This is a genomic window from Marivita sp. (assembly GCF_020055675.1).
GTDB lineage: Bacteria > Pseudomonadota > Alphaproteobacteria > Rhodobacterales > Rhodobacteraceae > Marivita.
Window position 1 is genome coordinate 17,029 of sequence record NZ_JAIPUS010000032.1, and the last position, 13,124, is coordinate 30,152.

Sequence of the window (13,124 nt, forward strand, 5' to 3'; positions counted from 1 at the left end):
AAGGCACCTTGGTGTGGCGGCTGTCGTCGTGTCACGCTTGGAGATTTTGGTGGCGGTGCAGGGACTTGAACCCCGGACACACGGATTATGATTCCGTTGCTCTAACCAACTGAGCTACACCGCCACAACGCCGTGGTCATTACGGGCGGCGGTGCGTCCCGTCAAGTGGAAATATGGCGTTTTCGCGGACCAATCGGCGGGCCGGGTGCGGAGCCGCGACAGCCCGCACCCGGAGGTTTAATTGACGATGGCTTCGTCCTTGACGAACATGTTGTTCCACGCCCGGTCGATGAGGTCCGGGGTCATTTTGTAGGGCCATCCTTCGAAATCGCACACCGCGATCATCTGGTCGATCAGGAAGACCGGCTGATAGTTCGCGTAGACATTGTTGATGGTCGGATACTTGGTCTTCAGAAGATGGATCAGCGACTGTTCACACAATTGCATTTTCTTCTTCTTCGCCACCATCGAGAAGATCTTGAGGAAGTTCTGTTGATCCGGGCCGTCGATCTTGATCTTGAAGAAGATGCGGCGCAGGGCGGCCTGGTCAAAGATCTTGTTCGGGTGGAAGTTGGTCGAGAAGATGACCAGCGTGTCGAAGGGGACTTCGAATTTTTCGCCCGATTGCAGGGCGAGGATGTCGCGCGATTCCTCAAGCGGAACAATCCAGCGGTTGATCAGGCTTTGTGGCGGTTCGGCTTGGCGGCCAAGGTCGTCGACGATGAAGATGCCGCCGGTGGATTTCAATTGAAGCGGCGCCTGGTAGGTGCGCGCGGTCGGGTTGTAGACGAGATCCAGCATGCTGAGCGACAGCTCGCCGCCGGTGATCACCGTGGGGCGCGCGCAGCAGACATAGCGCGTGTCGAACCGGTTGGTCAGCCGCAGGCCGGTTGTGCTCGAGGCGTTTTCGGCGGCGGTGTGAACGATGGGGTCATAGACCGTGATCACCTGGCCCGCATATTCGATGGCATGCGGGATGTAGATCTTGTCGCCCATGGCGTCGCGAATGCCGTTGGAGATCGAGGATTTTCCGTTTCCGGGCGGACCGTACATGAGGATTGAGCGGCCTGCACCGACGGCGGGGCCGAGATTGTCGAGCAGGTCGGGCGGCAGGATCAGATGACCCATCGCACCGGTCAATTGATCGCGCGAGATTTGAATGTTGCGGATCGACTGGCGTTTGATCTGTTCCGAATAGACGTCAATCGGCACCGGCATCGCGCCGTAATATTCCGATTGGGCCAGCGCATCGAGCGCGCGGGCCTTTCCGGAGTCGGTCAGCTGGTAGCCCATTTCGGTGCCATTGTTGGCATTCAGGGTTCCCGTTGCCTCGAGCAGGAGCTGCCCGCGGGCATGGTCGATCAGTTCCTGCGTGATCGGCACCGGCAGGCAAACGCTTTTGGCGATGTTGGTCGCGGTCGAGACGTTCTTGCGGAAGATCGTCTTGAGAAGGATATCCCGCATCATCACCGTTTGCAGCTGCATGTCTTCCATGCGCTTGGGCGGCGGGGGTGCCATCACGGCACTGGAGTGCATGTTCATCGATCGCCCCTGATCGTTTGGACAGGTGTTTATAGCCGGATCATGGCGGGGCAATGTGGCGACAGAAGGGCCGGGGCTGGACCGGTTATGGGCGGATCATCGACCCAGCCATGCGCCCAGTCCCAGGTAGATGGCAAGCGTGCCACCCAGGGCAAGGCCCATCGGAAATTTGCGGTTTGTCCAGCTTTTCCAATGCGGTGCGATCTTTCTGAGCGCGGTGTGCTTGCCAATTCGGTGCGCGACGAAGGCGGAAAGGAGAGTGGCTGCGAACAGCGCCATCAGAAGGCGCAAATCGCCGACATGGATCAATGGCGCGGCCGCTGCCGCGAATTTGGCGTCGCCAGCCCCCATGGCGCCGCTCGCGTTCAGCGCAATGCCCGCCACAAGCACGACGACCAGGTGCAGGTACCGCCAAGCATAGACATCGAAGGGCATGACAAACACACCGACAATGACGAACACGGCGACAAGCAGGATCACCATCTGGTTCGGGATGCGCATGTCCCGCATGTCCGAAAACGCGACGTAGATGCAGATCGGGACCACGAAGGGCAGGAATGCCCAGGCCGACAGAGCCGAGATATCCATCGCCCTGATCAGTTCACGACATTGGATTCGAGAGCCTCGAGGCTGCGCGAGGCGGCCTCGAAATGCTGCGGATGGGTTTCTATCGCGTCCCGCATGAGCCCTTGCCCGGTAATCACATCCCCCCGCTTGACCGCTGCAAGGCCCATGGAGTGCAGCAACTCAGCGCGTTCGACCTGGGTCATGGGGACGACGGGCAAGATGTAGTTGCCCTGCGCGCCGCGTGCCAGAACGAGGTTGTTCTTGGCCGTGAAAAGCGAGTCGTCGTTTTGGATCGCCCGGGTGAACAAACGCTCCGCGCTTGCATGGTCCCCGCGCGTCAGCTTTGAATAGCCCCAGTTGTTCAGCACGGACGCCGGCGTCGTGGTCAGGCCCACGGCGGTTTCGTAAAAGCTGTCGGCCTTGTCCCAATCCTCGTTGCTGTCGGCGATCATGGCTTCGAGCCGGTAGCGTTTGAAGGTTTCATGGGTCGGTGGAATGGCGTTCAGAACGGTCTCCGCGCGGTCCCATTCGTTGTTGCGGATCAGCGCATCGGCCAATTCGACACGGTCGCTGTTCTTTGCGTCTTGGTGGTCGACAACACGGGCCCAGGCGGCGACCCCTTCGGTGTTGCGCTTGGCGCGGATCAGCGACGCGGCCAGACCGCGTTGCAGGTCGATCCGGCCCGGATCGCCGCTGCTGGCGCGCTGAAAATAGGACACCGCTTCGTTCGGGTCCGACACGGTCAACATCACCTCGTTGAGGTTGGTGCCGTCGATCACGTTGACGCCCTGAAATTCGCGGTCCACGGCTTCGGTGTCGATACCCTGCTCGCATCCGGCAAGTGTAAAAGCCCCTGTGATGCACAGGGTCACGATCAAGGGGTGGCGCATTTTTGCGTCCTTTACTGCTCTGCCTCTTTACTGTGTCGGGCGGATAAGAAATTCACTGCTGCCGCGCCGCACGAGTTTGTAATCTTGTTCTTTTAACGCACTATACTGCGAATTTTCCATTTTTGCGAGAGCCAACCGAAGATTGTCGCGAATTGCAACACTTTCGCCATTGTCGAGCGCGAAAGCCCGGCGAAAGACCTGTGCGCCTTCGGCAGTTTTGCCACGCTCGATCAGGACAACACCCAGATTGTTCCAGGCTTCGGGTGTCTCGGGGTCTTCGTCGGTGGCCTGCCGGAGCAGGTCCTCGGCCTGGTTGAGCCGCCCCAACGCAAGGTTCGCCGATCCCAGCGACGCGATGACTTCGGGCGTCAGCCCCTGTTCCGCCGCGGCAAGCCGGAACGCGCTGAGCGCCAGTTCGTACTCGCCGGCCGCCATGAGCCGGTGTCCGACCGTCAACTGGTCTGCCTGCACGCCGTCCGGATCAACGCTGGGCGCAAAAACACCATCGTCGGACGCGGAAAAGCCGCCCGGTCCACAGGCGGCCAATCCGACGATGAGGATGAGGGGCCACATTCGGCCTAGTATCATTGTCCGACTGTTCCCCCGATTTCGCCCAATTGCTGGATGCCGACGACTGATGGCCCCACGAGGATGATCAGAAGCGGCGGCACCGTGAACATCATTGTGGTCAAAGTCATTTTGGTTGGCAACTTGTTTGCCTTCTCCTCGGCGCGCATCACGCGTTTGTCCCGCATTTCAGCCGCATAGACCCGAAGCGCGTCGGATATCGGTGTCCCGAAACTCTGGCTTTGGTTGAGAACGCTCACAAAGGACATCACGTCCTGCACGCCGCAGCGGTCACCCATGTCGTTGAGGACCACGGTCTTGTCCTTGCCGGCCTTCATCTCGTAGCTCACCATCTCGAATTCCTCGGCGAGGCTGGGATAGGAGGCCTGAAGCTCCTTGCTGACGCGCACAATGGCCTGGTCCATCGATTGGCCCGCTTCGACGCAGACCAGCATCATGTCGAGGCTGTCGGGGAAACCGTCTTCGATTTCCTGCTGCCGGTTCTGAACCCGCTTGGTCACCCAGTATTTCGGAAACATATAGCCGGCCGCGCCAGGACCGAGCGTGTACATGACGGTTTGCTGCGTTGTCGCATTCGACGGATCGAGCACCAGCATGAAATAGGAGACGCCGAGGATCAGACCTGAAATGCCAAGCGCAAACTGGGCAAAATAGTAAATCTGAACGGCGTCCTTCGTGCGATAGCCGGCGTTCAACAGTTTCTTGCGGATGTCAGAGAGTTCCTTTTCGTCCTGCGGCTCAAGGAACTGGGCATATTTGTTCAGTTTCTCGTTTTTCCTCTTGTCCCGCAGAACCGCTCTTGTCTCGGCATTCAGTTTTTTGCGCCCGTGTTCGGCATTCAGCCGGTCCATCGGGTTGTCGCGGGAGGCGAAAAACATCGGGATCGCAAGCAGCAGCAAAAGCAGCCCGAGTGAGGCGATGATGATCATGGGACCAGCCGGACCCAGAAGATTGTAGGCAAATTGGTTGAAGGCTTGCATGATCCGGACCTCAGACTTTGATGTTCACGAGCGCGCGCATGACCAGAAGGTTGGCCACGAGAAATGCCCCGACGAGAAAACACGCCGGGATGAACCACGGGTGATCCAGAACCTCATCGTAGTAATTCGGATCCAGGAGCTGGATCACGACAAGGGCACCAATTGGAAAGCCCGATAGAAACTTGCCGGACCATTGTGCTTCTGCGGTGATTGCTTTGACCCGCCGAAACAGACGAAAGCGCGCACGGATCACCTTGGCCAGACCTTCAAGGATCTCGGCCAGGTTGCCGCCCGATTGCTGCTGGATCGAAACGGCAACCGCGAGGAAGCGCAAATCCTGCATGTCCAGCCGTTCGGACATTGCCTTGAGCGCTTCGCCAATGTCGCGGCCATAACTGGATTCATCCGCAATGACCCCCAGTTCCGTTGCCAATGGATCCTTGATTTCCTTGCAGACGATTGAAACGGCTGAGGAGAACGGATGGCCGACACGCAAGCTGCGAACCATGAGTTCGACCGCATCGGGAAGCTGTTCCTCGATCAGGCCGAGCCTTTTTTTCGCTTTGCTGTTCACCCAGAAAAAGACACCGCCCACACCCATGATGACACCCATGACAACCCGCACCGCGAGCTGCGCCTCGGTTCCGACTGTCAGGCCGACGAATGCAACGATGCTGACACCGACCATGAGCAGTATCAGGTGCCGGGGTGTAAACGCGATGGCGGCTTTTTGTGCCCGGTCCGCAAGGATGGAATAGAGCGGCAAGCCGCGCGAGTTCATGTGCTGATCCATCTCCTTGCGGAGCTTGGCCAGCACTTCATCGCGTTTCGTGCCTTTGTCGAGCATCTCGAGCCGGCGATTGACGCGCTTGTTCAGGTTGATGGATTTGCCGAAGGCAACAAGGTACACGCCTTCGACGAGGACCAGGACGGCAATGAAGATCAGCCCGTAGACAATCGGTTCTGCACTCAGGGTCATAATCAGTGATTCCCGTTGAAGGGTTCATATATCGACGGGGGCAGGTCGTAGCCCCACATCTTGAAACGTTCCGAGAAGTTCGACCGCACACCGGAGGCGGTGAAATGGCCGATGATCTTGTTCTCGGGTGTGAGGCCGACGCGCTGATAGCGGAAGATCTCCTGCATGGAGATCACCTCGCCCTCCATCCCGGTCACTTCCGTGATCGAGGTCATGCGGCGCGAGCCGTCCTGGAGGCGGCTGACCTGCACGATCAGATGCACAGCCGACGAAACCTGCGATCGCATCGCCTTGAGCGGCATTTCGATCCCGGCCATGGCGATCATGTTTTCCAGGCGGCTGACACCGTCGCGGGCGCTGTTGGCGTGGATCGTGGTCATCGACCCGTCGTGGCCGGTGTTCATGGCCTGAAGCATGTCGATCACTTCCTCGCCGCGGGTTTCGCCGACGATGATGCGGTCGGGACGCATCCGCAGCGCGTTCTTGAGACAGTCGCGCGGGCTGACCGCGCCTTTGCCTTCAACGTTGGGAGGGCGGCTTTCCATCCGGCCGACATGGGTCTGCTGGAGTTGGAGTTCCGCCGTGTCCTCGATCGTCAGGATGCGTTCGCGGTCGTCGATGAAAGAGGACAGCGCGTTGAGCGTGGTGGTTTTCCCCGAGCCCGTACCGCCTGACACGATGATGTTCAGCCGCGTCGCCACGGCCGCCTGGAGGTAGACTGCCATCTCTTCGGAGAAGGCACCGAAATTTACCAGGTCATCGATGCTGAGCTTGTCTGTCTTGAATTTACGGATCGAGACGAGGCTGCCATCCACCGCGATCGGCGGCACCATCGCGTTGAAACGCGACCCGTCCTGAAGACGCGCGTCGACATAGGGGTTCGATTCATCGACGCGGCGACCGACGGCGGAGACGATCTTGTCGATGATCCGCATCAGGTGGCGTTCATCCTTGAAGGTAACGTCGCTCAGTTCAAGCCGCCCGCTGCGTTCAACAAAGATCCTGTGCGGGCCGTTGACCAGGATATCGCTGACGGTGTCGTCCTTCAAAAGCGTTTCGAGCGGGCCGAGCCCCTTCACTTCGTCATAGAGTTCCTGGTTCAGGGCGGTCCGCTCTTCGCGGTTGAGCACCATGCCCTTTTCGTGAAGGCTCTCGGTGGTGATCGCGCTGATTTCTTCTTTCAGCTCGGCTTCGGTCGCCTGGTCCAGAGCGGCCAGGTTGAGATTGTCGAGCAGCGCCCTGTGCAGTTCCAGCTTGATTTCGGACAGCCGCTCCTTGCGTTTCTTGTCCTTGTCTGCCGTGACGGACACTGCGCTTGTTTTGGGCAAAACCTTGCGCATGGCCTTTGCCGGACCGGGGGAATTGGCCGGCGTCTCGCGGGTCGCGGCCGGTGCTGAAACCGGCTCTGTCGTTTGTTTCTTGTAGCGCGAAAACATGGCTGCTCTCCTCAGGCCGCGTCGGCGTCGGAGCGACCGACCTCGTAAAGTGATTGTGCCAGCTTGGCGATTTCCTTGCGCAGCGGGTTCCTGGGGTGTTGCAGGCCAAGGGGCTGACCGTGATCGCCGGCTTCCGCCACCGCGCGCCCGCCGTCGGGGAAGTGCAGATCGACCGTGATTTCGAGGCTTTCCTGCATGCGTTTCAACCGGCTCTTGCCCTGAAGATCGGAAAAGCGCGGGGCGCGGTTCAGCATGAACCGGATCTTTTCGAATGGCAGGTCTTCGGATTGCAACGCGCGCTTGAGGCGGAACGTGTTCTGGGCCGACCGCATGTCGAGTTCGATCACGCCGAAATACACCTGGGCGGCATAGAGCACCGTCTCGGACCATTGAACAAGGCTGGGCGGCATGTCCACGACCACGAAATCAAAGTGGCGGGAGGCGGTATCCAGCAATGCCTGAACGTCTGACTGGCCGATGATGTCCAGCGGCGGCAGGTCGGCGGGAGACGTGAAGACTTGCAGTTTTTCTTCGAATGTCACGAGCGCCTGGCCAAAGCTTTCGCCATCCATCGTTTCGATGTCGGTCAGCAGTTCCAGCACGGCTTCGCGGCGCGGGACATCGAGATAGGTCGACACCGCACCGAATTGCAGTCCGAGGTCCATGATGCACACGCGGGGTGGATCATCCTTGGTGACGGTGGCCAGTTCCCAGGCGAGGTTCGTCGCGAAGGTGCTGGCCCCGCACCCGCCGGCCATGCCCTGGACGGCGATGATGACGCCATCCCCGTCGTCCGACAGTTTCACGCCTGCACCTTCGGGAGAGGCCGCCGCTGCGACGGCCTGGGTGCGCATCCGGTCGATGGCCGCGGCCAGTTCACCCTCGGGGAGAGGGTAGGGCACGAATTCGTCGGCGCCTTGACGCAGCAGATGATGCAATGCCGACGGCGTGACGTCGTCGGCAATCAGGACAACCTTGATGTTGCGCTTTTTGGCGGCGGTGATGATCGCGGAGAGGTGTTCGACGGTGTGTTCGTCTTCGGAGTCGATCGCCAAGGCCACGAATTCCAGGTCTTCGCCGTCGTCTTGTGCGAAGAAATGCATGGCCTCGCTGAACCCCAGGTCGCCCCAGGCTTCTCCCAGGACGGCTTCCATGTCTTCGATCAGGAGGTCGAATTCCTGAACATCCCGGCTGATCGTGCACGCAACGATCGGTGCCGGTTCCGGGGTGCTTGGAAGGGTGCTCGTCATTTGCCTCGTTTCCTCTCGCTTCGAGACGCGCCTGAATTGCATTCTGCAATGACAGACACGCCACTCCCGACTCGCTCGGGAAGCACTGCTACTGTTCGAGAGTCGGTGGAAAACTTGGCAACATTGGGGCCGAATTACCGAAATTGTACGGTATTGCAGGCCGCAGGCATGGCCCCCGAGGGGGCCGTTGCCTTTATTGACCCGCCTGGAAGTCGCTTCCCTGGACCCCGTCCAGGGTTGTTGGCGGCGTGGCGCTGTTCACGTATTCGCGGTAGATGATTTCGGCATAGCGCCCATCCAACACTGTCGGATGGGCCTCCACGAAGCCCGAAACCTCTGTCACGGTGCGCCGGTTTCGGCGTTCGCGGCCTTCGGTGACGATCAGCGGCTGGGTTTCGCCGTAGGACACCACCGCTTCGAGCCGTGATTTGCTTATGCCCTGCGATACCAGGAAATCGACCACTGCACTGGCGCGGCGCAGTCCCAGACGCTTGTTATACGCTTCGCTGCCGACCTTGTCGGTATGGCCGTAAACACGGAAATGGATTTCCGGAAATTGACGGATCCACTGTGCCTGTTCGCGCAGGGTGTCCCGCGCCCCGCTGTCGAGATTTGCGTCGTTGAAGGCAAAGTTGACAGTCGTCATGACTTCGCTGGCGAACCGTTGGGACAGATCATAGACATGGCGCTTTTCGCCATTCATGACTTGCGTGTTGTTCATCGTGGAGTTGCCGAAATTGCCCGTATCGACCAAGGCCCCCGCTTCGCGGTTGAAGGCGCTGTAAACCGGATCGCTGCCTGCACATGCGGCCAGCAGCGCCAGACCGGTCAAGGCTACGGGGATCCGGATGTTTTTTTGAAGTGCCATTGTCTCAATCCATCACATAGCCGTAGGAGCCGTTGAAGTCCTGCTTGGCCACTTCGCCTGCCGCACCGCCAAGCCTTTTCGTATCATCGGCGACGCGTCCGAAGAGGAACAGGTCTTTTTCGGTCGGGGGACGGACACGATCGGTTGGAAGCGCCAGCGCTTCGCCGCGTGTCGGTGTCACGAGGTGCGGCGTGATAATGATCACCAGCTCGGACTGTTCGCGCTGGTATTCGGCGCTGCGGAAGAGGGCGCCAAGCACCGGAATGTCACCCAGCCAAGGCACTTGATCGTTCAGATCGCGAAAGTCATCCTGAAGCAGCCCCGCAATGGCAAAACTTTCACCGTCTCGGAGCTCGACAGTTGTGCTTGTCTCGCGGCGACGGAACCCGTCGATGCGGATTGCGCCGATGTCGATGCCGTTGGCGGCGTCGATAGACGAGACCGCCGCCTCAAGTTCGAGATTGATCAGATCGTCGTCCAATACGCGGGGAATGAAGTTCAGCTCGACGCCGAATGGTTTGAATTCGACGGTGATCGCGCCTTCTTCCTGTGCGACCGGCACGGGATATTCGCCACCGGCAAGAAACTTTGCCTCCTGGCCGGACAATGACGTCAGGTTCGGTTCGGCCAGCGTGCGCACCACGCCTTTCGATTCCAAGGCCTCGAGCAGGATACCCACTTCGAGCCCCCCGGCATTGAACCCGAAGAGAATCGCGTTTTGTGCACCGGCGGAGGGGCCGAGCTTTTGCGAAACACTGTCGACGGCGGCGCTTTGTCCGGCATTGCCCGTTCCAAGCTCAAGGCCGAGATCCCCATCGAGGACAGACCCGCCTGTTGCCAGTGATGCCTGGAGCGACTTCGATACGGATCGCTGCATTTCGGCGAAGCGTACCTTGAGCATCACCTGCTGCACGCCACCAACGGACATGAGGTTGGACACTCTTTCGGGCGCATAGCGTTCCGCAAGATCAAGCGCGCGTTGCAATTTCGGTGTGCTCGATACAGTGCCCGACAGGACGATCCCGTCATTGGCGGTGCGCACTTCGATCTTTTCATCCGGGAAAATCTGGCGAAGCCGTTCTTTGAATTCGCTCAAATCCGGCGCAACCCGGACATCAACATTCGTGATCAACTGGCCGTTCGCGTCCAGGATGGTCAGGGTCGTGGTCCCGGGTGTCTTGCCAAGCACATAGATCGTTCGTTCCGACAGCGACGAGATGTCGGCGATCGACGGGTTCGCGATGCTGAGCTCTGCGAAGGCGACATCGCTTTCCACCACAACAGCGCGATTCATCGGGACGTTCAGGGCGGATTGGGTATTTGTTCGGATGACACGCACGTTTTCGGCAAAAGCCGCATGCGCCACCGGAGAAATGGCAAGGACCGCACCCAACAGGGCGGCCTTGAGGGATCTGCTCGTGTACATGTGACCTGCCTTTCCGATCACGCCTCGTTTTTTGGGTCTTTTCGCCCGATATTGGTGCTAACCTGCGCCAAGTCTTGATTTATTGCAAGAATCAATGATTTCGGTCGCATGGCTCATGTGGATAAGGCGCAACAACTTGTTGCGCCCTGTTCAAACCTCTTCGGCCTGAAATGTCCCTATGTAGTGGCTGGCCACTCAATTCGTACAAGGAATGGGCATCTCGACCACGTCGCCACCTTTGCGCGTGCGGATGGTGCAGGTTTCCTGTTTTTCCACCTCAACGGGTTCGGCACGCTCTGCAAGGCCAAGCAGCGACCGCTGATCGACCTCGATCACGTTGGCAACGGTCGTGTCGTCCCGCCCCATGAGCGACAGGGACAAGCGCCCTGTTGATTGCGCCTGGGCCAGGGCGGCAACCTGCTGCGGAGTGGCCGCAACGGTCACGGTGCGCGCGATTGTCGTCGCGGATGTCTGTGCCTGGGATTTCTGATCGATCGCGATGAGCTTTACGCCGGTCTCGATCAGCTTGGTCACGTCTCCTGACCCGCCACTTCGATCCGAATTGCGGACACGTCCGGTCCAATAGACGTCGACCCGGTCGCTGGGTCGGAGAAAGCCGGACACGCCCGTGGCCACATCGACCTTGATCGCAAAGGCGCGTTGGCCGCGTTCCAGCCGCGACGTCAAACCTGCATCGGCGCCGGGTTCGCTCACCTTGACGTCCATGAAGGCTTCGTGTTTCTCGATGGTGCGCAGGGCGACGCGCGGCGCGGCGCCTTCGACCGTCAACGGATTTTCCTTGTCGAAATAGGTCTCGGGCAGGATTTGCTTGGGCCAGGGGGCAAGCGCCATGTCCTCCGAGGTGATGGGTTCGCCGTAGTCGATCGCGCGGGTGGCAACGTAAATGCCCTGGACCGGGACATTGCCTTCCGTCCGCGTCCGTTCTTGTTCAAGCGCGGTTTGATACGCGCCAATGTAATTCTGCGCCATGTAGACGGCAAAGCCGGCAAGCGCCAAGCCGGCGAGCAAGACAAGTCCAAAGACGATACGCATAGTGCCTCCTTACCTGTTCCGATCGTGCATCTTCCGTGTGCTGGAGCAGGATTTGATGCGTGTTCTGCCGGGTGAATTTGTCGGCCTGATGGGAAGATTGTGGCGAAACTGCGGAGTCTTGCGCGGGGGGCGGCAGACATGATTAAGGCGTGCCATGGCACGCCCTCAAGTCATGTGTACGTGGTGCAGTCATCGGCCCAGTGGTCCAGGCCGACCGCTTAATAATCGAGGTTTTGACTGTATTCGTCCAGACGTGCGCCGGTCGCGTCGGACACTTCGGTGACTTCACCGCGGAATGCCGGCAAGGCTGCAATGACAATCCCGACAACAGCGGCGGTCACGATGACCCAATCCACCGTTACGGCGCCATCGTCGCGACCAAGAAAACGTTTCAACGCATTAAACATGGACAGCTCCCGTTGGTGGGTATGGAAAGGCGCAGTGTTGCGCCTTTCCAAGAATTGCTCGGATGACGAGGTGGCGTTATTTAGGTGCCATCGTCAGTTTCGAGCCAAGCGGACGCGCCGTCCACCGCAGTGCCGGTGTCTGTCAGAACGGTCTCTGTGCTGCTCTGGATTGCGCCATAGGCGGCAATTGCGAGGCCGACAACGGCTGCGGTCAGAACGACCCAGTCAACTGTCACGGCGCCGTCTTCATCCTTGCGGAAGTTTTTGATGAAATTGATCATGTTTGTCTCCTAGTCCTAGGTTTGCTCACGTTGGCCAAGCTCGGGACGTGTTCGGAGCGCTCTCTCTTTCGCTCCATCCCGTCTTGGATGTCCCTGTTATAGTCGCCGGATTGGGGCAGCAGTTTGGCTGTAATCGTCCGATTTTGTAGCTTGCGGAAAAACGCTGAAAAATAATCACAACCTACTGTTTTTGAACAATAAAAAATTGATAATTTGGTAAATTCGCTGCTTTTCTGGCGGCAATTTGGTCCTTTGCATGAAGGCTTCGGGGACGATTCAGAAACGAAATGGTTTCGCGGATCGGATTGTGTCATACTATGTTCAATGAAACGGGCATCGAGCAGGAGCCTGCACATGAAACGTCGTCTTGCGGTGGCAGCCCTGGCCATCCCGCTTTGCATGGGCCCGGCCCATGCGGACCCGACGCATCCGGCTACCAGAAAAACAACCAGAATCACCCCCGTCAGACATGGTCTCTTCATATGCCGTGCGTTCATGACGATCTCCTTACTCTTGTTCAATTGGTTCCCCTAACTTTCCATTTGCATAAACAATGCCGAACCAGCATGGTCCAGCCCTCCAAGAAAATCCAATCATCTCGAAGGATACAAAACCGAAAAACACTTCCTCCTGTGGAACCGTCCAATAATTTTACACACAGACCAATCCCGCTGTTCGATTTTCATACAACGCCCCCTGCAGCCCCGCCCCTTCCGCATTGCCATCTTCCCTGCGTAACGCTATCTCCTCCCAAACCACAAGGAGGTTGCAAGCTTTCCCTCGATCAGATTCTGCTCTTTTCCGCCGCATCCCTGATCCTGGCGTTCACGCCCGGACCGGATATCATCTACGTGCTC

13 protein-coding genes and 1 tRNA gene are annotated in these 13,124 nt (G+C 58.9%); all 14 read right to left on the bottom strand.

Annotation, left to right across the window (positions count from 1 at the left end; translation table 11 throughout):
• Nucleotides 1-47: 47 nt before the first annotated feature.
• Nucleotides 48-124: transfer RNA gene (locus LCF59_RS15270), tRNA-Met, on the bottom strand.
• Nucleotides 125-237: 113 nt separating this feature from the next.
• Entirely contained in the window at nucleotides 238-1,542 is a 1,305-nt protein-coding gene (locus LCF59_RS15275; protein WP_292288479.1) for an ATPase, read from the bottom strand.
• Between the two features lie 96 nt (nucleotides 1,543-1,638).
• On the bottom strand, nucleotides 1,639-2,130 hold the full coding sequence (locus tag LCF59_RS15280) for a prepilin peptidase (protein WP_292288480.1): 492 nt from the start codon (nucleotides 2,128-2,130) through the stop codon (nucleotides 1,639-1,641).
• An 8-nt stretch (nucleotides 2,131-2,138) separates the two neighbouring features.
• Nucleotides 2,139-2,999 carry a hypothetical protein gene (locus LCF59_RS15285; RefSeq protein ID WP_292288481.1) on the bottom strand — a complete coding sequence of 287 codons (861 nt, stop codon included), beginning with the start codon at nucleotides 2,997-2,999 and terminating at the stop codon, nucleotides 2,139-2,141.
• Nucleotides 3,000-3,026: 27 nt separating this feature from the next.
• Nucleotides 3,027-3,572, bottom strand: a complete 546-nt coding sequence (locus LCF59_RS15290) for a tetratricopeptide repeat protein (protein WP_292288482.1) — start codon at nucleotides 3,570-3,572, stop codon at nucleotides 3,027-3,029.
• Between the two features lie 11 nt (nucleotides 3,573-3,583).
• Entirely contained in the window at nucleotides 3,584-4,567 is a 984-nt protein-coding gene (locus LCF59_RS15295) for a type II secretion system F family protein (protein WP_292288483.1), read from the bottom strand.
• A gap of 10 nt (nucleotides 4,568-4,577) precedes the next feature.
• A complete protein-coding gene (locus LCF59_RS15300; RefSeq protein ID WP_292288484.1) occupies nucleotides 4,578-5,546 on the bottom strand; it encodes a type II secretion system F family protein in 969 nt (322 codons plus the stop codon).
• 2 nt (nucleotides 5,547-5,548) lie between these two features.
• A complete protein-coding gene (locus LCF59_RS15305) occupies nucleotides 5,549-6,982 on the bottom strand; it encodes a CpaF family protein (RefSeq protein WP_292288485.1) in 1,434 nt (477 codons plus the stop codon).
• 11 nt (nucleotides 6,983-6,993) lie between these two features.
• Nucleotides 6,994-8,232 carry an AAA family ATPase gene (locus tag LCF59_RS15310; protein WP_292288486.1) on the bottom strand — a complete coding sequence of 413 codons (1,239 nt, stop codon included), beginning with the start codon at nucleotides 8,230-8,232 and terminating at the stop codon, nucleotides 6,994-6,996.
• A 193-nt stretch (nucleotides 8,233-8,425) separates the two neighbouring features.
• Nucleotides 8,426-9,100: an OmpA family protein gene (locus LCF59_RS15315; protein ID WP_292288487.1), complete on the bottom strand. Its 675-nt coding sequence runs from the start codon at nucleotides 9,098-9,100 to the stop codon at nucleotides 8,426-8,428.
• A gap of 4 nt (nucleotides 9,101-9,104) precedes the next feature.
• Entirely contained in the window at nucleotides 9,105-10,526 is a 1,422-nt protein-coding gene (locus LCF59_RS15320; RefSeq protein ID WP_292288488.1) for a type II and III secretion system protein family protein, read from the bottom strand.
• Nucleotides 10,527-10,721: 195 nt separating this feature from the next.
• Complete coding sequence (cpaB, locus tag LCF59_RS15325; RefSeq protein WP_292288489.1) at nucleotides 10,722-11,579, bottom strand: Flp pilus assembly protein CpaB; 858 nt, start codon at nucleotides 11,577-11,579, stop codon at nucleotides 10,722-10,724.
• A gap of 218 nt (nucleotides 11,580-11,797) precedes the next feature.
• Nucleotides 11,798-11,986, bottom strand: coding sequence for a hypothetical protein (locus LCF59_RS15330; RefSeq protein ID WP_292288490.1), 189 nt, complete (start codon nucleotides 11,984-11,986; stop codon nucleotides 11,798-11,800).
• 80 nt (nucleotides 11,987-12,066) lie between these two features.
• On the bottom strand, nucleotides 12,067-12,267 hold the full coding sequence (locus LCF59_RS15335) for a hypothetical protein (RefSeq protein ID WP_292288491.1): 201 nt from the start codon (nucleotides 12,265-12,267) through the stop codon (nucleotides 12,067-12,069).
• Nucleotides 12,268-13,124: the final 857 nt, after the last annotated feature.